Genomic DNA, 21,236 nt, shown 5'->3' with positions numbered 1-21,236 from the left:
TCCCTACAACGTCTTCATGAATTCGATCAGCGCCCACTTCTCGGCGTCGGTCAGTTGGGTCCCGTACAGGTGGCCACTGTTGTGGTTGCCTTCCAGGCGTGTGTCATACCTGAAGTAGGTCGGCGCCTGGACCAGTGCGCCACGGGTGACGAACCCCACCTTGACCGGGTCGTAGACATCCGAGCCGGTGTTGAACACCACTGGTCGCTTGTCCGGTGTCTGCAGCAGGTCCCACAGGCTCGGCACCGAACCGTTGTGCAGGTACGGCGCGCGCATCCAGATACCGTCGGTGGGGGTATTGCTGTAGCTCTGAGTCTTTCGATAAGCGTTGAAATCGAAGGGCGGTGTCTTGAAGCCATGGAACGCCTGCACCAGGCCGACGGTGAAGGAATCCAGGCGATGGGGGTCGGTGCCCAATTGGTCGATGTGGGTGGTGACCTGGCCGGTGTCGGTCTTGCCGAACTCATGGCACCCCGCGCAGTTGTTGCCCCAGAGCGGTTTGCCCTGGGCCACCCGCGCCTCATCCAGGGCGAACGGCCAGGCCGGCGGCTTGGTACCCAGCAACCAGTTGGTCACCCGGTTGAAACTGGCCGGCAACACCGACTGCGGCGTCGCACCCACGGCCATGGCGGCGGCGTAGTTGCGCTCGTGGATATCGTTGTTGTTGCCGTCCCAGTGCAGGTACAGCGATTCCCGCGGTTTCTGGTTCCAGATCTGCGGCAGGTCGACGGTGCCGATGGTCGAGTCATCCGGGAAACCGAAGACCACCATCTTGGTCGGGTTGAAGGTGTCGGTGCGCCCCGGACCTTGTGCCGGCCGCTGCTTCTGCCAGGCGTAGGCCTGCTTCTGCTTGAGCAGCGCAGTCTTGGCCATGGGGATGATCAGGTAGCGGTTGTACAGGCGCTCGAAGAAGCCCAGCTGGAACTTGCCGTTGATCGCCGTCATTACCGCATCGGTGGTGAATTTCGGGTCGCTGGCGCAATCGTAGGCGAACCACTGGAAGGCTTGCAGTTGCAGGGTATTGGCCGGCGCCGTGGCGATCGGTTTGGCCACATCGCTCGCTGAGGCGCGGTAGGAGCCGGTGTGGCACAGGGCGCAGTTGGGCTCCACGGTCGGGTAGCCGATCTGCCGCTTGGCCATGCCGATGGGCAGGTCGCGACCGTTTTCATAGAGAAAGCCGAACGCCTCCCAGCCACCGGGCTTGGGCATTTTTTCCGGGCACATCTGCGGCAGCACGGCAAACAGGTAGTAGGGAATTCGCGCCTCGATGCCCAGGCCGATGGCCGCGTACTTGAAGTGATCCTCGTCGGAGGCGAATTTCTCTTCGGGCACCACCCGCAGCATGTTGTACCAGCTCTCGTAGCCGATAAAGCCCAGCACCAGCAGGGTGATCAGCAGGCCGAGCCGAAAGCCATGGCGCTGCCAGCGCAGCTCCCAGCCATGGCACCAGGCCCGCACGCCATCCACCAGTAAGGCCCAGGGCCGGGTCGCCGGCGTGCAGCCCATATAAAGCGTGACGCCCAGGAGCAGGAACATGCTCAGGTCGCCGTAGAGCATGGGCACGAATACCGTGGGGGTGGCGCTGGTGTCGATCAGGTAGATCCAGAAGGCCACGGCGACCAGCCGGCTCAATACGCATAACCAGGAGTGGATCACAAAGCGCTGAGCGTTGAAGCCCGACGGCATGTAGAACAGGCTGATGCCTACCAGCAACATGCCGGCGTTTTCCAGCCAGGGGTCCGAGAGCTCCGGCGGCAGGCCGACCACCGAGGTCAGTAGCGCCGGGGCGAACAGGGCAGGCAGTGCGAACACCATGTTCATCACGATGCCAATCCAGATAAAACGTTGAAACCAGCGGATGTAATTGTCCATATCACCCTTCCTTGCCAATCCATTTCTTCCGGCCGATCACGGTCCTTGTAGGAGCTGGCTTGCCGGCGATGGCGGTCGAGCAAGCGATGCAAGGCTTACTGGCCCCATCGCCGGCAAGCCGGCTCCTACAAGGTGTGGCGGCGTGTTCAAGACCGCCGCGCATCAGCCCAGCGCGGTTTTCTCCAGATGTTCAAGGATCAGCGGATACACATCGACCACCGCGTTCTTGCCGAACATGCAGTCGATATGGCCATAACCCGGCACCACATGGCGACTGAACAGCTCGGGGCCATGCAGATCGACCAGTCGGTCGTAGGTTTTCTCGGTGCTTTCCGGCAGGTAGCACTGGTTGTCGGCGCCGCTGATAAAGCAGATCGGCAACTGCAGCCGGTGGAAATGCGGCATGTAGACGTCGTTGCCCTTGAAGTCCACCAGATGTCCCTTGCGGCAGATCAGCGCCAGGTGCTCGAAGGTCTGGATATTCGACTGGCCGAACAGCTCGTGCAGATTGTCGTGCAGGGTTTCGTTGAGGGTGTCGTGACGGTACAGCGAGGCATACATGAAGGTGATCCGGTGACAGACCGGATTGGTGCAATAACCCTGGGCCTCGATCCGCGCATAGACATTGAGGGCCTTGTCATAGAGCTTGTTGAACCAACTCTCCTTGCTGTCGGCATAGGCGGTCAGCGACTTGATGCCCACCGCATCGAGCATCCCCGGCAGGTGCAGACCGGCCTTGATCCCGGTGGCCGTGGCCACCACCGTGTCCGCGGCGATCTGCGAACAGACCACCGAACGCACGTCCTGCAGCCCCGCCAGCAGCGCCATGAAGAAGGTCGTGGCGCCGTAGCAATGCACCACGCACTGCACGTCCGCGGCCCCGGTGGCCTGACGAATCTGCGCAATGGCCGCCTTGTAGTCGTACTGGGCGATCTGGTCGCCGTTCCACTCGTGCTTGCTCGCCGGCAACAGGATGCTGACCCGCAAATCCAGCAGCCAGACGTCGTAGTCGTGCTTGCACAGGTATTCCAGCAGATTGGTCTGAATGGTGTCGGTGGAGAAGATATTCGAGCCCACGCCCAAGCCGTGCACCAGCATCACGGGGCCTTTGCTCCCGGCCTGGTAGCGGGTCAGACGCAGTTGCACCTTGTCCTCGGTTTCGAAGAAATGCACGGTCGGCACCGGTGCATCCAGCGGCCGCTTGTGCCGCGGCGGCGCATCCGGGTTGAAGTAGATATCGCCGGCAAACACCCCGCCGTAGCTGTCCCAGAGGATCCCGGCGAAGAACTTGCCGAAACGCGCCAGGGCCTCGATCCGCTCGCGTTCATTGCGGGCATTGAGCACCTTCATGGTGGTCATCTGCCTGGCGAAGTCGGCGGGCTGGATATGCATGACCCCGGAGCCGATCACCGCGCCGGTCTTGTCCGGCCCTTGGTAGAGCGTGACGTAAAGGGTGCTGGTGTCCGCCCAGATATTCAGCACGCCGTTGTCTTCGGGCACGGTCTTGAAGGCACTGAAGTAATAGTCGCGACCGTCCTCGGCGGTCAGTTTCATGTCGTAGTTCATATGGCGCACGCCAACCTGCTCCTGGTACTGCTCGAACAGGTTGAACACGCCGTTGCTGGCCGTCAGCGGATCAGGCGAAAGCGCCGGGGCATTGAGGGTACCGACCAGGGTCGCGGCATGTTCCGGCTCCTTGATCAGGCGATTGAGGTCGTTGGCGGTGATGGTCAGGGTGAACTCGATGGGTGAGTTCTGCGCCTCGCCGCTTTTCGCAGCAGCCTCGTACAGCTTGAGGTCGGTGCCCTGGGGCCGGTTGAAGTCCTTGGAAAAATAGCCCTTCATGGTTTCGCTGAACTGCACCCCAAGGGTCGGTGGCGCTACCGGCTTGCGCGGCGCCGACGGCAGGCGGTAATCAATGACCCAGCCACGATCGGCGGCCAGCAGGCCCATGTTGCGCTCACTGACCGCCGAGATGGTCAGCAGTGGATTGACCGCCAGCGAGGTCGGAATCACCGCCCCATCGGTCACATACAGCCCCGGATACACCGCGTTGCCGTAAGTACCGCTGAACACCTGGCCCTTGTGGTTGACCACGCCTTGCTCGGCGTCCTCGCCCATCACGCAGCCGCCCAGCGGGTGCACCGAGACGATGCTGTGCCTGAGCAACTGGGTCCAGATCGGGTTCGGTACCCAGACCCCACCCAGGGCCTTGGTCGACTGGTGCAGGCGCTCGTTGCCGAGCTTGAAGTTTTCCTGCTCGCCCACGCCGGGCCAGTCGATGCGCAGTTGGTCCTGGTCATCCAGCAGCATGCGCCCCTTGCCGTCGTCGTGGCTCATGATCAGGTAGGTCTGCATATTGTGCAGCGCGCCGTAGTACGGGCCACGCAGGAAACTTTCCAGCTCGCGGGCCTTGTAATGCAGTTCGGCGCTGACGCCCTTGTCGGTGGCCTCGCCGATCATCCCGGCAAATCCGGCCATGGCCGGCACCATGGGCCGCCCCAACGCCCCCGGGATCGAGCCCTCCTCGATCACCATGCGGCTGCGCCAGTCGCCTTCGGTGCGCATGTCGATGATCGAGGTGATGCACGGCCCGACCGGCTCCATCTCCTTGGCCGAATGGGCGCCGAAACCGATGCCATTGATGGTCTGTTCGCAATTGTGGCCAAAGCCGAGGATATCGCCGTTGCCACTCATGTTTTCGCCGAGCTGGTCGGACATCGGCACGCCTTTGCCGCGCGAACGCAGGAGGATTTCCGTGGAACCCAGGGTGCCGGCGGAGACCACCACGATGTTGGCTTTGACGAACAGGGTCGGTGCCGAGAATTTCTCGCGGCCACTGTCCAGGTACTGGAAGTGCACGATCCAGCCGTCACCGTCGCGTTCCAGGTGCCGGACCTCGGCCTGACAGAAAATTTCCGCGCCGTGGTTCCAGGCATCCGGCAGGTAGTTCATCAAGGTGGTGTTCTTGGCCTTGTTGTTACAGCCCGAGACGCAGTCGCCACACTGGTTGCAGGGCAGTTGCTCAACGCCGACATGGTTGAGGTTGTTGGGCAGCTTGTCGAAGGTCACGTTGATCGGCGGCGTATAGAAATGCGCTTTTTCCTTGAGGAAATCCGCCGACTTGCGGTTGGCGTCCAGCTTGGCCAGCTTGGGTCCGGACGCCGGATAAGGGGTGGGCTTGAGCATTTCCCGGGCCCGCGCATAACCTTCGGCCAGCAGCGTGTCACGGTGCTCGCGCACCGCCTGGGGCCAGCGCGGGTCATCGAAGACCCCCGGCTCCGGTTCCAGGGAGACGTTGGCATTGATCAGCGAGGTGCCGCCGAGGCCGCAACCGACCACCACGTTCTGCTGGGCATTGACGTGCAGGTCGAACAAACCGGTGCGCGAACCGATATGGCCGTCCGGGTCATGCACCTGCAACTCCTCCGTCGCCGCGACCATGGTGTTGGGGTATTCCCCCGGCTGGATCTCGCGCCCACGCTCCAGCAGGCAGACACTTTTCCCGGCCCGCGCCAGCCGCGACGCGGCAATACCGCCGCCGTAGCCGGAACCGATCACGATGACGTCGTAGCGTTCCTTGATCTCACTGATGGATGTCGAAATCCGTGGCATGGTCATTTCCTCTATCAGGCTAGGTCGGGCAACGCTGCGATTGCCGCTACAGGGGGCAGACGGTGATGCAACAAACGCACGCGCACACGGGTTCTCCAGACAAGCCGGGCATGCAGACGAAGATGGGGGTGGCGCACAGGCGCCAGGTCAGACGCTATAGACGAGCACGCTGATTGCTGGCATGACGGTGAATGCGCCTGGGAACCAGAGCACTGGCTCGGGCCACGACCTTGAGAAGGGCGGACGGTGGCGGACGGTACTGCGGTTGACGACCCATCAAGCGTTCTCCCTGAACCTGATATGGATGCGAATAACGTTGCGTCCTTGTGCGATGAGTGAAGACTTTGAGCGGGGGGGTGTCAATAAACACCCTTAGAACTGTATGAAATTTGATCTATAGCACTATGGGCTATAAGAACCGGGGTCTGGCGACCTTAGCGAACAACTTATCCACAGAGCCACCCACAGCAAATGTGGGCAAGTAGCGCTTTATGCACTGTCGACGGCGATAGAATCTGAATAAAATCCGTGACTTATTCAGAAAGGCCAGTTTCGGCAGCCATTGATCAATTTTTGATCATATTGATACAGGCCACGTGTTTAAAGGCCTGTGTAGGACCGCGAACACCTTATCCACAGAACGGCCAACAGACTTTGTGTGCAAGTCGGGGGTTTTCTCACGCCGCTGTGGAAAACCGCTGAAAGCCGCGAGATATGAAGCTTACAGGCCGATCAAAGACTGCAAAAAGCGCATTTGTATGTTTTTTGATCAAATCTCTACAAGCCATATAAAACAGGGCCTGTGGAGGACAGCAAACATCTTATCCACAAATACGCCAACAGACTTTGTTAACAAGTCTGCGCCCGAGCGAAACCTGGCAATGCCCTTATCCACATAAAAATTCCAACAAAAACCGTCAGTTAGGCTGATCATTTTTCGTACGAAGGGCTACAGGCGGTGATTTACATGGGCTGCGGCCATGCACGAACACCTTATCCACAGGCCGGCCCACAGTCTCTGTGGACACTTGTTCCTCGGGTGACGGTTTGTGGTTTTACACAGTGGCAAATGACACCCTTGAGCGTACGACTACACTCTGTCCACAACGCGCCATGTTCTTGCAGTGGAGGTGTAGGGAGCCCTGCACCAGTGTCATGGTCGGGGCCTGGATTCTGGCGCAGTTCATTCAGCAGTTGGGTTACGGCTGGCAGGCCGTAGGCGCCTACAACGCCGGCGCCCTGCCGGAGCAAGGCGGCGGACGCGAGCACTATGCGTTGCAGGTGTGGCACTACTACCGTGCATTGTTGGTGCTGTACCGACCGAATCGGCGCTGAACAGGCGGCGCCGGAACCGGCTTCAGCGCAGCACGCCTTCCTCGATCAGCAGCTTGAGAATGGCTTCGGCCCCGGCCTCGGGGCTGACGCCCTTGAGCACCTGCCCACCGCCGCCACTGGCCTTGGCCGTCGCCGCCTTCATCCGGTCGGCGCCGCTCTTGGCCTTGATCACCTTCAAACGCTTGGGCCGTGGCTTGGCCGGTTGCAGCAAGGCGCCGGTGAATAACTCATCCTCCAGCACCTCGACTTCCTCGGCCTGCAGCACGCCACGCTGCGCCGGGCCATAGGCGCTCTGCCGAGGCTTGGGCGCGGCGTTATCCACAGTCGCGAGAAACGGCAAACGAACTTTCAAGCGGCGCCGCTGCCCGCGTGGCAAGGCTTGCAGCACATGGGCCACGCCGTTTTCGATGGACTCGACCTGGGCCAGGCCCACCACCAGTGGCCAGCCGAGGTTTTCCGCCAGCAGGAACGGCAGCATGCCCGAGCCTTCGCCGGTTTCCGCCTGGCTCCCCGTGAGTACCAACTGAGCCCCGGTATCGCGCAGATAATCGGTCAGGGCCGGCAGCGCATCGGCCCCGGCCGGTTGTTCCAGCACCCGCAACTCGTCCAGGCCCATGCCCAGGTAGGCGCGCAGCGCCGGCTCCGAGACATCGCCGGCATGCACCACCTGCAAGTTATCCCCAGCCAGTTGCAAACCCAGTTCCACCGCGCGGGCATCCTGTTCGGCGCGACGGGCACGACCGGAAGTCGGGTGGGCGCCGATGGAGACCAGGCTGATTACATTCGTACTCATGACGTCATCCCTACCTTAAGCCGCATCGCGCTTGGCGCCGTTGCGGTATGCCGTCACCGCCGCGATCAGGGCGCGGAAGATCTCGCTGCTTTCGCCGATCACCGACAGGTCGGCGCGCTTGATCATGTCGCAACCCGGATCGAGGTTGATCGCCACCACCTTGTCGCAGGCACCGATGCCTTGCAGGTGCTGGATCGCCCCAGAGATCCCCACGGCCACATAGACCCGCGCGGTGACCCAGGTGCCGCTGGCGCCGACCTGACGGTCGCGGGACATGAAGCCATCGTCCACCGCCACCCGTGAAGCGCCTTCGGTGGCGCCCAGGGCCGCGGCCGTTTCGTGGAACAGCTTCCAGTCCTTGACCCCGTTGCCGCCGGAGAAAATAAATTCGGCTTCGGCCATGGGAATCGCCCCCGGGTCCACCGCCACCGCGCCGAGATCCTCGATCCGCGACAAGCTGCGCACCAGGCTTGTGGATAACTCCACGGGCAAGGCTTCATGACGGGTTTCGCTGACCGGCTCGGCGCATTCGGCGGCGGCCAGGATCAAGCGCGCCAATGGTCGTGCCAGGTCCTGCAAGCCAGCACCGGCACGGCCGATGCACTCGTCGCCCTTGACCTGCCAGACCCGCGTGGCCGGGCGTTCGCCCAGGCTCGCGGCCAGGCGCCGGCCCAGTTCGCCACCGCCGCTGCGGCTGTCCGGCAGCAACCAGTGACGGGGATTGAACTGGTTATCCACAGCCCGCAGGCCCTGGACCCGCTGTTCCGGGGAATAGCCGCTGAACTCATTGCCGTCGAGCACCAGCAGGCGGTCGACGCCGGCGGTTTCGAAGGCCGATTCCTTGTGCTCGCCGAAGACCACGGCCAATACCGCACCGTCCTTGCCGGCCATCTGATGGGCCAGACCGAGCAAGTCGCGGTCGTGGCTGCTCAAGCGACCGCCGACCATATCCGGCACCACGCTGATATAGAACGCCGGTTGCGGCACCTGGTGCAGCGGCAGTTGCACTTCGACACTGGCCGAACGCTTGCTCGCGCCGCCCTGCTGGGCGCCGCTGCGGTCGATGCGCTTGATGCCGTTGGGGCCGATAAAACCGACACCATGGACATTCTTGCGGATAAGGCCGTTAGGGCCCATCCAGCTCTGTTGCTGCGGTTGCATGGCCGCGTGCAACGGATGCAGACGGTTACGGGCGATCCACTCGGCGCGAGGGTCGCGGCGGATAATGTCGCTCATCAGTGCACCTCCGCGGGTTCACGCTTGGGGGCTGGTTTGCTGGGTGGCGCTTCTTCAAGCAGGGCGTCGGCCACCAACTCGGCCAGGTCCTTGATCAGGGGACGTGGTTCGACCACGCCTTCGAGCATCGCCGTGCATTGCGGGCAACCGACTGCCACCAGTTCGGCGCCGGTTTCGCGAATGTCATCCATACGCATGTCGGGAATCCGCTGCTTGCCGGGGATATCGGTGATCGGTGCACCGCCACCGCCGCCGCAGCAACGGGAACGGAAACCGGAACGCTGCATTTCCTTGACCTCGATCCCCAGGGCGCGCAGCACGTCACGCGGCGCTTCATACTCGCCGTTGTAGCGGCCGAGGTAGCACGGATCGTGGTAGGTCACGCTGTTGCCTTTGTGCTGCCCGAGGTTCAAGGCACCGGCACCGATCAGCTCAGCCATATAAGTGCTGTGATGCTGCACCTGATAGTTGCCGTCGAAGGCACCGTACTCGTTTTTCAGTACATGGAAACTGTGCGGATCGCAGGTAACGATGCGCTTGAAGCTGTACTTGGCCAGGGTCTGGATATTGCGTTTGGCCAACAGCTGGAAGGTCGCCTCATCGCCCAGGCGCCGGGCCACGTCACCGCTGTCACGCTCTTCCAGGCCGAGTACCGCGAAGTCGACCTTGGCCGCCTTCAGTACTTTGACGAAAGCACGCAGGGTGCGCTGGTTGCGCATGTCGAAGGCACCGTCACCGACCCAGAACAGCACGTCGGTGGTTTTCTTCTCGCTGAGCAGGCTGAGGTTCAGGTCCGCCGCCCAGTTCATCCGCCCGCCCGGGGCGAAACCGCCCGGGTTGTCGGTGGCGATCAGGTTTTCCAGGACTTCGGCGCCCTTGTTCGGGGTCGCGCCTTTTTCCAGGGTCAGGTGACGGCGCATATCGACGATGGCATCGACGTGCTCGATCATCATCGGGCATTCCTCGACGCAGGCCCGGCAGGTGGTGCAAGACCACAGGGTCTCGGCGTCCACCAGGCCATTGACGATCGGTTGGTGCGGATTGCCTGAATGTTCGCCGATGGCTTTTCCAGGGTATGGACTGCCGGCGAAATTCGCGTCGGTGCCGCCGGCCAGGCCGACCACCATGTCCTGGATCAGTTTTTTCGGGTTCAACGGCTGGCCGGCGGCGAATGCCGGGCAGGCGGCTTCACATTTACCGCACTGCACGCAGGCGTCGAAGCCCAACAGTTGGTTCCAGGTGAAGTCCGTGGGTTTCTCCACGCCCAACGGCGCTTTCGGGTCGCTCAGGTCCAGCGGCTTGAGGCCGGTGGAACGGCCGCCGCCGAAGCGTTCGGCGCGACGGTGCCAGGCCAGGTGCAGGGCACCGGCGAAGGCATGCTTCATCGGGCCGCCCCAGGTCATGCCGAAGAGCAGCTCCGACACGCCCCACAGCACACCGATGCCGAGGATCACGGCCATGACCCAGCCACCGAAGTCCTCCGGAAGGATACCGGCCACCGGCAGGGTCACCAGGAAGAACGACGCCGAGAACGCCAGCAGGCTTTTCGGCAGGCGCATCCACGGGCCTTTCGACAAGCGGCTCGGCGGGTTGCGGCGACGCAGGTAGACAAAGATCGCACCGACAAACATCAGCGCCGACATCAGCAGCAAGGCATAGCCGAGGATACGGTTATGCAGGCCGAAGCCGTGCACCAGGATCGCCAGCACGATCGACGCCACCGCGCCGCCGGCCGTGGCGACGTGAGTGTTGGCGATGTATTTGTCCCGCGCCACCACGTGGTGCAGGTCGACCATGTAGCGTTTGGGCATGGCGAAAAGGCCGCCGAGCAGATCGACTTTTGACGCTCGACCGCGACGCCACATGGCTACCCGCCGCAATGCGCCAAGGACAGCAAGGCCCAGGGCGGCGAACAGCAGGATGGGAAGAAGGGTGTTCAACATGGTGCAGCTCCCAAAGACCTCGGGTCTTGCAAGGGTTCATATGCATGCCGGTGAAAGCGATGCACCTACTTGTGACTAAGGGGATCTCCCTGATACCGCTCAGTTAAGGCCAAACGCCTTCCCTGTAGGAGCCTGGCTTGCCAGCGAAGGGGCCCTTGAGACCGCTAAAAGCTTCGCGGGCAAGCCCGGCTCCTACAGGTTATGTGGCGTTTTCGATATCCCATTTCCTTAACTGATGGATCTGCCCCCTCACCACAGGTGATGGTGTGATGCCGTTAGAAATCCTTGCACAGACGCAGCGCGTCATAGATCGCCGCGTGCGTGTTGCGCTGGGCCACACAGTCGCCGATGCGGAACAGCAGGTAGCCATCGCCCGCCTCGCTCAGCGAAGGCTGCGGCTTGATCGCAAACAGGGCTTCGACATCGATCTGGCCCTTGTTGCGCGAACCTTCCTTGAGCCCGTAGTAGATTTCCTCGTCCGGACGCACGCCGTTCTCCACCACGACCTGGTCGACTACCCGCTCTTCCTTGGCGCCGGTGTATTCGTTCTCCAGCACCGCCACCAGCTTGTCGCCCTCGCGATAGACCTTTTCCAGCATCATATCGCCGGTCATGATCACTTCTTTCGGGTACATGCTGCGGTAGTAAGTCGGGAACGACGTACCGCCAATCGCCACGCCCGGCTTGATATCGTCAGTGACGATTTCCACCTGGCTGCCTTTGTCGGCGAGGAAGTCGGCCACCGACATCCCGGTGAACTCGCAGATGGTGTCGTAGACCAGTACGTTCTTGCCCGGTGCGACCTTGCCATCGAGCACGTCCCAGCTGCTGACCACCAGCCCTTCGGCGGCGCCCCAGTGTTCGTTCTGTTCCAGGTTCGGATGCCCGCCGACGGCCAGCACGACGATATCCGGACGCAGGTCGAGGATAGTCGCCGCGTCAGCAGCGATCCCCAGGCGCAGGTCGACTTTCAGGCGTGCCAGCTCCAGCTGGAACCAGCGGGTGATACCGGCGATCTGGTCACGCTGCGGCGCTTTCGAAGCCGTGGTGATCTGCCCGCCGATGGCGTCCTTCTTCTCGAACAGGGTCACATCGTGCCCGCGTTCGGCGGCCACGCGCGCGGCCTCCATCCCGGCAGGACCGGCACCGACGATCACCACCTTGCGCTTGACCCCGGTGGATTTCTCGATGATGTGCGGCACGCCCATGTATTCACGGGAGGTCGCGGCGTTCTGGATGCAGAGTACGTCCAGGCCCTGGTACTGGCGGTCGATGCAGTAGTTGGCACCGACGCATTGCTTGATCTGGTCGATCTGGCCCATCTTGATCTTGGCGATCAGGTGCGGGTCGGCGATATGCGCACGGGTCATGCCGACCATGTCGACATAACCACCCTCAAGGATGCGGGTAGCCTGGTTCGGGTCCTTGATGTTCTGCGCGTGCAGCACCGGGACCTTGACCACTTCCTTGATCCCGGCCGCCAGGTGCAGGAACGGCTCCGGCGGGAAGCTCATGTTCGGAATCACGTTGGCCAGGGTGTTGTGGGTGTCGCAACCGGAACCGACCACGCCGAGGAAGTCGAGCATACCGGTGTCGTCGTAATACTTGGCGATCTGCTTCATGTCCTCGTGGGACAGGCCGTCCGGGTGGAACTCGTCACCGCAGATACGCATGCCGACGCAGAAGTCGTCGCCGACTTCCTTGCGCACGGCCTTGAGCACTTCCAGGCCGAACTTCATCCGGCCTTCGAAGGTACCGCCCCATTCGTCGGTCCGTTTGTTGACCCGCGGGCTCCAGAACTGGTCGATCATATGCTGGTGCACGGCGGACAGTTCGACGCCGTCCAGGCCGCCTTCCTTGGCCCGGCGCGCGGCCTGGGCGTAGTTGCCGATCACCCGCCAGATTTCTTCCGGCTCGATGGTCTTGCAGGTGGCACGGTGCACCGGCTCGCGCACGCCCGACGGCGACATCAGGGTCGGCCAGTTGAAACCGTCCCAACGCGAGCGACGACCCATGTGGGTAATCTGGATCATGATCTTGGCGCCATGCTTGTGCATGGCGTCGGCCAGGTTCTGGAAGTGCGGAATGATGCGGTCGGTGGACAGGTTCACCGAGCTCCACCATTCCTGCGGGCTGTCGATCGCCACCACGGACGAACCGCCGCAGATCGCCAGGCCGATCCCGCCCTTGGCCTTCTCTTCGTAATAACGGATATAACGTTCGGTGGTCATCCCGCCGTCGGTGGCATACACCTCGGCGTGGGCGGTACTGAGCACGCGGTTGCGGATGGTCAGTTTGCCGATCTGGATCGGCTGGAACATTGCTTCAAAAGCCATGGTGCGATCCTCGACTTACAACGGCTTGACGGTGAACAGGCCATCGTCGTGACCTTCTTCGGAGCCACCGTAGACCTGCTCGGCAACGGTGCGGATCGCGCTGCCGCGAGCGGCCAGGATCTGGTCCATGGCGCCGGCGAACCAGCCGGTGAACATATAGTCGACCTTGCGCCCGACCTTGCCGTAGACGTAGACGAACGCCGAGTGTTCGAGCTTGACGCTGGCGGTGCCTTTGTCGAGGTCGATGTCCTGGATCTTGAACAGGCCCCAGCCGCGTTGCGACAGGCGCTTCATGTAGTGCTCGAACACCGCGACGCCTTCCAGGCCATGGCATTCGGCTTCTTTTTCACACCAGTGCCAGGCGGACTTGTAGCCGGCCTTGTAGAGGATCTCGGCGTAGGCGTCGGCCCCCAGGACTTCTTCGATACCCATGTGGTTGTTGACGAAGAAGTGCCGCGGCACGTAGAGCATCGGCAGGGCATCGGAAGTCCAGACACCGGTTTCGCTGTCGACTTCGATAGGCAGTTGCGGGGCGATTTTAGCCATGGGTAACACTCCAGAATTCATTGATCGCGGCTGGCCGCTTACACCCTGCGCGACCGGCGCGCAGGGTGTGTTGTCAGGTGGGAAAAGACCGCGGCTTTATTCGCCCCAGACGTCCTTGAGGACGGTAACCCAGTTTTCGCCCATGATCTTGCGCACCACGCGCTCAGGGTGACCGCGCTTGAGCAGGGTCTCGGTGAGGTTGGGGAACTCGCCCACGGTGCGGATGCCCAGCGGGTTGATGATCTTGCCGAAACTGGTCAGGCGACGGGCGTAGCCCTTGTCGTGGGTCAGGTATTCGAAAAAGTCCTGGCCATGGCCCTGGGTGAAATCGGTGCCGATGCCGATGGCGTCTTCGCCGACGATGTTCATGGTGTATTCAATGGCTTCGGCGTAGTCGTCGATGGTCGAGTCGATGCCCTTGGCGAGGAACGGCGCGAACATGGTCACGCCGACAAAACCGCCGTGGTCGGCAATGAACTTCAATTCCGCATCCGACTTGTTGCGCGGGTGCTCCTTGAGCCCCGACGGCAGGCAGTGGGAATAGCAAACCGGCTTTTTCGATTCGAGGATGACTTCCTCGGAAGTCTTGGAGCCGACGTGGGACAGGTCGCACATCACCCCGACCCGGTTCATTTCGGCGACGATCTCGCGACCGAAGCCCGACAGGCCACCATCACGCTCGTAGCAACCGGTGCCCACCAGGTTCTGGGTGTTGTAGCACATCTGCACAATGCCGACGCCCAGTTGCTTGAAGATCTCGACATAGCCGATCTGGTCTTCGAAGGCGTGGGCATTCTGGAAGCCGAAGAGGATACCGGTCTTGCCCAGCTCCTTGGCCTTGCGAATGTCCGCAGTGGTGCGTACCGGCATCACCAGGTCGCTGTTCTCGCGGATCAGCTTCTGGCTCGAGGCGATGCTGTTGATGGTGGCCTGGAAGCCCTCCCACACCGACACGGTGCAGTTGGCGGCGGTCAGCCCACCTTTGCGCATGTCCTCGAACAGTTCGCGGCTCCACTTGGCAATGATCAGCCCGTCGATAACGATGCTGTCGGCGTGCAGTTCGGCTGGGCTCATCAGGCGGTCCCCTATTAGCGATTCACGCGCCGAATCGTCTGCCGGCGCTTTGGGATCAGCATATGCCCCGGGGGCGGGAGAGCCGGGTGCAAAAACGACAGGGGAATTGCCGAAAGCGTCAATCCGCGACAAAGGGGCGTTGCCGTGCGGATTTCAGGGTCGTAGGTTTAAGTACTTGTCCATGTACGACTATTCTTTGACACGGGCTTAAGACAGAATTGCCCTCCATCGCTCTGCCACCTCTTTTGATCAAGAATCGGGACGCCGCAATGAAATCGATTTTCCTGGCTTTGGCGCTTGTCAGCCTGGGGGCCCACGCGGCCGAAGACGCGGACAACTCGCCCTGCGACGCGGTCGAAAACGACCAGCAGACCCTGGAGTGCGCCACCTATAGCAAGAACACCGCCGAGCAATTGCTCAAGGAAAACTTCGAGGCGCTGCTGGAGCGAGTCAAGTCGCAATTTGCCAATGACAAGGCGCAAGTGGCCGACATCACCGGCAAACTGCAGACTGCCCAGCAGCTCTGGACCAAGTCGCGGGATGCCGATTGCGCCATCGCGCCGCTGCCGGCCAAGCCCGGGACCAAGGCCTTCACCATCGACCAGTACGACTGCATCGCGAGCAAGAGCGACGAACGGTCGGAGTTTCTCGAGTCAATTGCCCAGGAATAAGCTGGAACGCCTGTCTACACTGCATCAAGTCCCGTCCTGAATTGGCTGTACAGGCGAGTCGTCGACGATCATCACAGGATTTTCGCATGCGCTCACTTTCAGCCATTCCGTGGTATGCCTTGGCGATTTTCGTCGCCATTGTGCTGTTTATCGAAATAGGCCGGCGGATCGGCGCCCGCCACCTGGCCGTCGATCCCGAGGGTGCGCGAACCGGCATCGGCGCCATCGAAGGCGCGGTCTTCGGCCTGCTGGCACTGTTGATCGCCTTTACCTTTTCCGGCGCGGCCACCCGGCTGGACATCCGCCGCAACCTGATCGTCGAAGAAACCAACGCCATGGGCACCGCCTGGTTGCGCCTCGACCTGATGCCGCCGGCCAGCCAACCGGCCTTGCGCCAGGTATTTCGCGACTATGTCGACGCGCGCATCGCCTACTATCGCGACCTCAATGAAATCGAGCTTTCCAGCCACGACAACCAGCGGGCCAACGCCTTGCAACTGGAGCTCTGGAAACAGACGGTCGCCGCGCTGCCGCAGATGTCGACACCGACGCTGGGCGCCAATCTGCTGCAAGCGCTCAACCAGATGATCGACATCACCACCACCCGCGCCGTGGCGTCGCAAACCCACCCGCCGCTGGTCATCTACCTGATGTTGATCGCCCTGACCCAGATCAGCGCCTTGTTCATCGGTTATGGCATGGCCGGCACGGCCACGCGCAACTGGCTGCACAGCCTGGGTTATGCGCTGGTGATGGTCTGCGTGCTGTATGTGATCCTGGACTTCGAGTTTCCGCGGCTGGGCATTATCCGTGTCGACTACATCGACCAGATCATGCTCGATCTGCGTAAAACCATGGACTGACACACCCTGCACGGGCCGCAGACTGCGACTAGACTGGGGAGTGAACTCACTCATTCAAAAGGAACTTGAATGTACTCTCCTCGAGAAACCGAACGGGACTACCTCTTTACCCGAGGTGCCCTGCTGCTTTTCCTGATTTTCCTGGCCTTTGGCATGGCGGCGTTGTCCAAGAGCGGCGGGCTGCTGTATGCCGCCATCAAGGCCGCGCCACGGGAAGTGACTGGCACCATCACCCAGGTCATCAATACCCGCAAACCGGCCTCTGCGGCGGATATCTACTACGCCTTCGACTACGAACTGGGCCACCGCGGCCAGGGCATTCTCTCGCTGAACACCATGCTGCAGAACCCGACGTACCAGATCGGCGATCCGGTGCAGATCGTCTATTCGGACTGGTTTCCGAGCTTTCACAGCCTGAAGACCGAATTCAGTTTCAAGCGCGCGGACTTCTACATCTTCAGCGCCAGTGTCAGCCTGATCGTGCTGTGTCTCTGCTTGTTGGGCTGGAATTACCGGCAGATGGCCAGGTTTCGTGAGGAGGGTGTCTACTACTGATTGGCTCCTGAATAGCTTGGCCCGCCGACGTAACGTCAGGACAACGTTAATGCGTTGTTCTACGGGAACATATAAGTAAGCATTCGCAATTCTTATAAAAGACTTATATCATCCCATGAATACGATTTTCTGGACCCGAAAGGCGGCCAAGCAGCTTCTGAGATTGCATTCCCGGGATCAGGTCCACATTCGCGACGCGGTGACCGTCCTCAGCGGTCTGCCTGACGTCAGCAACGTCAAGGCGCTGAGTCAGCATGACTATGGCTACCGTATGCGCGTCGGTCGCTACAGGATTCTGTTCGATTGGGAAGGGACGATCAAAGTAGTCAGTATTCAAGAGGTCCAGAAACGCGATGAACGTACCTACTGAAATCCAGATTATCAACGGTGCCGACGGGCGGCCGGCGTTCGTCGTCATCCCCTATGCGCAATACGTGGCGCAGCAGACAGAAACCGATTTGATTCCCCACGAAGTCGTCAGCCGCATCGTCGACGGCGCCACCCCCATTCGCGCGTGGCGTGAATATCTGGACCTGACGCAGGGCGAAGTGGCCAAGCGCCTGGGTATTTCCCAACCGGCTTACGCCCAGCAGGAGTCCGTGAACAAACCTCGCAAGACGACCCGCGAGAAGATTGCCGCGGCCTTCGGCATTAAAGCCCAGCAACTGGAACTCTAAGCCTTCCACTTTTTCCCAAGGACTCCAATGACCCTCTGCGGCATCGAAATCAAAGGCAGCGAAGCCATCTTCGCCATCGCCACCTTGCAGGGCAGCGCCCTTGCGCACGTGGCCGTCGCCATCAAGAAAATCGCCCTGGACGAGGATGACGAAGCCGCCAACGTCAAAGCCTTCGCCGCCCAGGTCAAAGCGTTTATCCAGGACGCGGGCATCGAGCGCATTGCTATCAAGAAGCGCAGCAAGAAAGGCGAATTTGCCGGTGGGCCGACCACTTTCAAGATCGAAGGGATTTTCCAGTTGCTGGAAAACTGTGAGGTGACGCTGCTGTCGCCACAAACCATCAACGCGCAGAACAAGAAGTTCGACTTCGCCCTGCCGGCCACGCTGAACAAGTATCAGCATGAGGCCTACAAGGCGGCCTGTGCGGCGCTAATGAAGAAGTAAGCAGACTTGAACCCATTTCCAAGGCACCGCGAACACTGTGGAAGCTGGCTTGCCGGCGATAGCGGTGGTGAATGTAACATCGCAATCGCCGGCAAGCCGGCTCCCACAAGGACAGCGTTCAGCCTTCCTATCCTGTTTCGCCGAAGCGCCACCCAGGCCGTACACGCCAATGCAACACCCAGCTCCTACGCCTTGATCCCGCGCCGATCCTCCCGCGGACACTGGGCAAACCGCGCCCGGTAGCTGCGGGTGAAATACGACGGTGACTCGAACCCGCTGGCGATGCTCACCTCCAGCACACTCATGTCCGTCTGGCGCAACAACTGTCGCGCCTTCTCCAGCCGCAAGCCCAGATAGAAATTGCTCGGTGTGTCCTTGAGATACAGCCGAAACAATCGCTCCAACTGGCGCCGCGTGACCTTGATCGATTCCGCCAACTCCAGCGTGCTCAACGGCGGCTCCATGTGCTGCTCCATCTCGCCAACCACATGCACCAGCTTCTTGTTGCTGATGCCGTAGCGCGTCGCGATCTGCATGCGCTGGTGGTCCTTGCGCGGGCGGATGCGCCCCAGCACGAACTGCTCGGACACCTGGATCGCCAGTTCCGGGCCGTGGGCCTGGCCGATCAGGTCGAGCATCATGTCGATGGACGCCGTGCCGCCGGCGCAGGTGATCCTCCGGCGGTCGATCTCGAACAGCTCCTGGGTCACTTCCAGCTGTGGATAAGATTCCTTGAAGGCCTCCAGCGCTTCCCAGTGCAGGGTCACCCGGTGCCCTTCCAGCAGGCCGGCCTCGGCCAGCACCACGCTGCCGGTGTCGATGCCACCCAGCGTCACGCCTTCATGATCCAGGCGCCGCAGCCAGTGCGCCAACGTTGGGGTGACGAACTTCAGCGGCTCGAAACCGGCCACCACCAACAGCGTCGTACCCTTCTTCAACGGTTCCAGCGCTGCATCGGCGTTGACCGACATGCCGTTGCTCGCCAGCACCGCTCCACCGTCCGCACTCAATACGTGCCAACGATACAACTCGCCGCGAAAGCGATTAGCCACCCGCAGGGGCTCGATCGCCGAGATAAAGCCCATCGCCGAAAAACCCGGCATCAACAAGAAATAGAAATCCTGGGACATGAAGCGCGCTCGCAAGACGGGTAGCGTTCCTGACGTGATACGCCAGTTGCACGAAGGCCACAAGAGCACAGGTCGCTGCTGTGCAAGAGTCAGTCGCCGCTGTGCGTTTTCAGCAACGCCCGGCTGCGTAACGTGGCATCACCGGCGCACGAAAGACACCGGAACCGACAATAATCGACCTGCCGAGGAAACCATCATGAAACGACTGATCAGCCGCTGTGCGCTTGCACTCACCGGTACCGCGCTCCTGAGCACAGGGGTCATGGCCGCGGAGCAAGCCTCCTGCCAGAACGTTCGCCTCGGTGTGGTCAACTGGACCGATGTCATGGCCACCAGCGCCATGACCCAGGTACTGCTCGATGGCCTGGGCTATCAGGTCAAGCAGACCAGCGCGTCCCAGCAGATCATCTTCGCCGGCATCCGCGACCAGCGCCTGGACATGTTCCTCGGCTACTGGAACCCGCTGATGACCCAGACCATCACCCCGTTCGTCGACGCCAAGCAGGTCAAGGTCCTGGCCGAACCAAGCCTCAAGGATGCCCGCGCGACCCTGGCCGTGCCCACCTACCTGGCCGACAAGGGCCTGAAGACCTTCGCCGACATCGCCAAGTTCGAGAAAGAACTGGGCGGCAAGATCTACGGCATTGAGCCCGGCTCAGGCGCCAACACCCAGATCAAGGAAATGATCGCCAAGAACCAGTTCGGCCTGGGCAAGTTCCAACTGGTGGAATCCAGTGAGGCCGCCATGCTCTCGGCGGTGGATCGCGCCGTGCGCCGCAAGGAAGCCGTGGTGTTCTTCGGCTGGGCGCCGCACCCAATGAACGTCAACGTGCAGATGACCTACCTCACCGGTAGCGAAAACGCCCTGGGCCCGAACGAAGGCATGGCCACCGTCTGGACCGTTACCGCGCCGAGCTACGCCGAACAATGCCCGAACGTGAACAAGCTGCTGAGCAACCTGACCTTCAGCGCCGCCGACGAGAGCCGCATGATGCAACCGCTGCTCGACCACAAGGACGCGCTCGAGTCGGCCAAGCAGTGGCTCAAGGATCACCCACAAGACAAGGCCCGCTGGCTGGAAGGGGTGACCACCTTCGATGGCAAGCCAGCCGCCGACAACCTGCAATTGACCAGCCAATAAACCACCGAAAATCGCACCCGCAGCCCTCGATGGCTGCGGTGTGAACCACCACGCCTGTAAGGAACCCGCACCATGAACCACGACGTCATCATCACCTGCGCACTCACCGGTGCTGGCGACACGACCGGCAGAAGCCCCCACGTTCCGGTCACGCCCAAACAGATCGCGGCCGCCGCCGTGGAAGCGGCCAAGGCCGGTGCCACCGTGGTTCATTGCCACGTACGCAATCCCGAAACCGGCAAGTTCAGTCGCGACGTAGCGCTGTATCGCGAAGTGATGGAGCGTATCCGCGAAGCCGACGTGGACATCATCGTCAACCTCACCGCCGGCATGGGCGGCGACCTGGAAATCGGTGCCGGCGAGAACCCCATGGAGTTCGGCCCGAACACCGACCTGGTCGGTCCGCTGACCCGTCTGGCCCATGTCGAGGCATTGCTGCCGGAAATCTGCACCCTGGACTGCGGCACCCTGAATTTCGGCGACGGCGACACCATCTACGTCTCCACCCCAGCGCAACTGCGCGCTGGCGCCAAACGTATTCAAGAGCTGGGCGTGAAAGCCGAGCTGGAAATCTTCGACACCGGTCACCTGTGGTTCGCCAAACAGCTGATCAAGGAAGGCCTGCTGGACGATCCGTTGTTCCAGCTGTGCCTGGGTATCCCATGGGGCGCTCCGGCGGACACCACCACCATGAAGGCCATGGTCGACAACCTGCCGGCGGGCGCGGTCTGGGCCGGTTTCGGTATCGGCCGCATGCAAATGCCGATGGCCGCGCAAGCGGTGCTGCTGGGCGGTAACGTGCGGGTCGGCCTGGAAGACAACCTGTGGCTGGACAAGGGCGTGCTGGCGACCAACGGTCAGTTGGTCGAGCGCGCCGCGGAAATCCTCAGCCGCCTCGGTGCCCGCGTCCTGACCCCGGCCGAAGGGCGAGTGAAGATGGGCCTGACCAAGCGCGGTTGATCCCCCGTACAACCCTCAACTGTAGGAGCGAGCTTGCTCGCGATG

18 protein-coding genes are annotated in these 21,236 nt (G+C 61.7%); 9 read left to right on the top strand and 9 right to left on the bottom strand.

What is annotated here, in order from left to right; all coding sequences use genetic code 11:
- Positions 1-3 precede the first annotated feature (3 nt).
- Positions 4-1,872, bottom strand: coding sequence for a c-type cytochrome (locus tag AC07T0_RS26825; protein WP_495004026.1), 1,869 nt, complete (start codon positions 1,870-1,872; stop codon positions 4-6).
- A gap of 162 nt (positions 1,873-2,034) precedes the next feature.
- The gene (locus tag AC07T0_RS26820) at positions 2,035-5,487 is read right to left on the bottom strand and encodes an alpha/beta fold hydrolase (protein WP_495004025.1); all 3,453 of its coding nucleotides are present in this window, start codon (positions 5,485-5,487) and stop codon (positions 2,035-2,037) included.
- Between the two features lie 1,113 nt (positions 5,488-6,600).
- On the opposite strand from AC07T0_RS26820, the gene AC07T0_RS26815 reads away from it, so the two are divergent.
- Positions 6,601-6,822 (top strand): transglycosylase SLT domain-containing protein, encoded by a 222-nt coding sequence (locus AC07T0_RS26815; RefSeq protein WP_495004024.1) that lies wholly within the window; start codon positions 6,601-6,603, stop codon positions 6,820-6,822.
- A 22-nt stretch (positions 6,823-6,844) separates the two neighbouring features.
- Here AC07T0_RS26815 and etfB read toward each other — a convergent pair whose 3' ends face one another.
- The 6 genes from etfB to AC07T0_RS26785 form a co-directional block, all read right to left on the bottom strand.
- Complete coding sequence (gene etfB / locus AC07T0_RS26810) at positions 6,845-7,615, bottom strand: electron transfer flavoprotein subunit beta (protein ID WP_495004023.1); 771 nt, start codon at positions 7,613-7,615, stop codon at positions 6,845-6,847.
- Positions 7,616-7,630: 15 nt separating this feature from the next.
- A complete protein-coding gene (gene etfA / locus AC07T0_RS26805; RefSeq protein ID WP_495004022.1) occupies positions 7,631-8,851 on the bottom strand; it encodes an electron transfer flavoprotein subunit alpha in 1,221 nt (406 codons plus the stop codon).
- Positions 8,851-10,794: a dimethylglycine demethylation protein DgcB gene (dgcB, locus tag AC07T0_RS26800; protein WP_495004021.1), complete on the bottom strand. Its 1,944-nt coding sequence runs from the start codon at positions 10,792-10,794 to the stop codon at positions 8,851-8,853. The genes etfA and dgcB overlap by 1 nt, the downstream gene beginning before the upstream one ends.
- 275 nt (positions 10,795-11,069) lie before the next feature.
- Positions 11,070-13,130, bottom strand: coding sequence for a dimethylglycine demethylation protein DgcA (dgcA, locus tag AC07T0_RS26795; protein WP_495004020.1), 2,061 nt, complete (start codon positions 13,128-13,130; stop codon positions 11,070-11,072).
- A gap of 15 nt (positions 13,131-13,145) precedes the next feature.
- Positions 13,146-13,676, bottom strand: a complete 531-nt coding sequence (locus AC07T0_RS26790) for a DUF5943 domain-containing protein (protein WP_100942520.1) — start codon at positions 13,674-13,676, stop codon at positions 13,146-13,148.
- 96 nt (positions 13,677-13,772) lie between these two features.
- Positions 13,773-14,750 (bottom strand): dipeptidase, encoded by a 978-nt coding sequence (locus AC07T0_RS26785; protein WP_495004019.1) that lies wholly within the window; start codon positions 14,748-14,750, stop codon positions 13,773-13,775.
- A 269-nt stretch (positions 14,751-15,019) separates the two neighbouring features.
- Here AC07T0_RS26785 and AC07T0_RS26780 point away from each other — a divergent pair, with 269 nt between their 5' ends.
- From AC07T0_RS26780 to AC07T0_RS26755, 6 genes are all read left to right on the top strand, one after another.
- Complete coding sequence (locus tag AC07T0_RS26780) at positions 15,020-15,421, top strand: lysozyme inhibitor LprI family protein (protein ID WP_495004018.1); 402 nt, start codon at positions 15,020-15,022, stop codon at positions 15,419-15,421.
- An 86-nt stretch (positions 15,422-15,507) separates the two neighbouring features.
- On the top strand, positions 15,508-16,284 hold the full coding sequence (locus tag AC07T0_RS26775; RefSeq protein WP_495004017.1) for a bestrophin-like domain: 777 nt from the start codon (positions 15,508-15,510) through the stop codon (positions 16,282-16,284).
- Between the two features lie 69 nt (positions 16,285-16,353).
- Positions 16,354-16,839: a hypothetical protein gene (locus tag AC07T0_RS26770; protein WP_495004016.1), complete on the top strand. Its 486-nt coding sequence runs from the start codon at positions 16,354-16,356 to the stop codon at positions 16,837-16,839.
- Positions 16,840-16,954: 115 nt separating this feature from the next.
- Positions 16,955-17,209, top strand: a complete 255-nt coding sequence (locus AC07T0_RS26765; RefSeq protein ID WP_495004015.1) for a type II toxin-antitoxin system RelE family toxin — start codon at positions 16,955-16,957, stop codon at positions 17,207-17,209.
- A complete protein-coding gene (locus tag AC07T0_RS26760) occupies positions 17,193-17,516 on the top strand; it encodes a helix-turn-helix domain-containing protein (RefSeq protein WP_495004014.1) in 324 nt (107 codons plus the stop codon). The genes AC07T0_RS26765 and AC07T0_RS26760 overlap by 17 nt, the downstream gene beginning before the upstream one ends.
- Positions 17,517-17,543: 27 nt before the next feature.
- Positions 17,544-17,960 carry a DUF3010 family protein gene (locus AC07T0_RS26755; RefSeq protein ID WP_495004013.1) on the top strand — a complete coding sequence of 139 codons (417 nt, stop codon included), beginning with the start codon at positions 17,544-17,546 and terminating at the stop codon, positions 17,958-17,960.
- 185 nt (positions 17,961-18,145) lie between these two features.
- Here AC07T0_RS26755 and AC07T0_RS26750 read toward each other — a convergent pair whose 3' ends face one another.
- Positions 18,146-19,090 (bottom strand): GlxA family transcriptional regulator, encoded by a 945-nt coding sequence (locus tag AC07T0_RS26750; protein WP_495004012.1) that lies wholly within the window; start codon positions 19,088-19,090, stop codon positions 18,146-18,148.
- A 196-nt stretch (positions 19,091-19,286) separates the two neighbouring features.
- Between AC07T0_RS26750 and choX the strand changes: the two genes are divergently transcribed.
- A complete protein-coding gene (choX, locus tag AC07T0_RS26745) occupies positions 19,287-20,231 on the top strand; it encodes a choline ABC transporter substrate-binding protein (protein ID WP_495004011.1) in 945 nt (314 codons plus the stop codon).
- A 72-nt stretch (positions 20,232-20,303) separates the two neighbouring features.
- The gene (gene cdhC / locus AC07T0_RS26740) at positions 20,304-21,191 is read left to right on the top strand and encodes a 3-dehydrocarnitine:acetyl-CoA trimethylamine transferase CdhC (protein WP_248795226.1); all 888 of its coding nucleotides are present in this window, start codon (positions 20,304-20,306) and stop codon (positions 21,189-21,191) included.
- The last annotated feature ends 45 nt before the right edge of the window (positions 21,192-21,236 follow it).

The sequence above is a fragment of the Pseudomonas sp. GW821-FHT04D07 genome (assembly GCF_059420225.1).
Note: the sequence above shows the minus strand (reverse complement) of the source record. Positions and strands in the feature narration are given on the sequence as shown.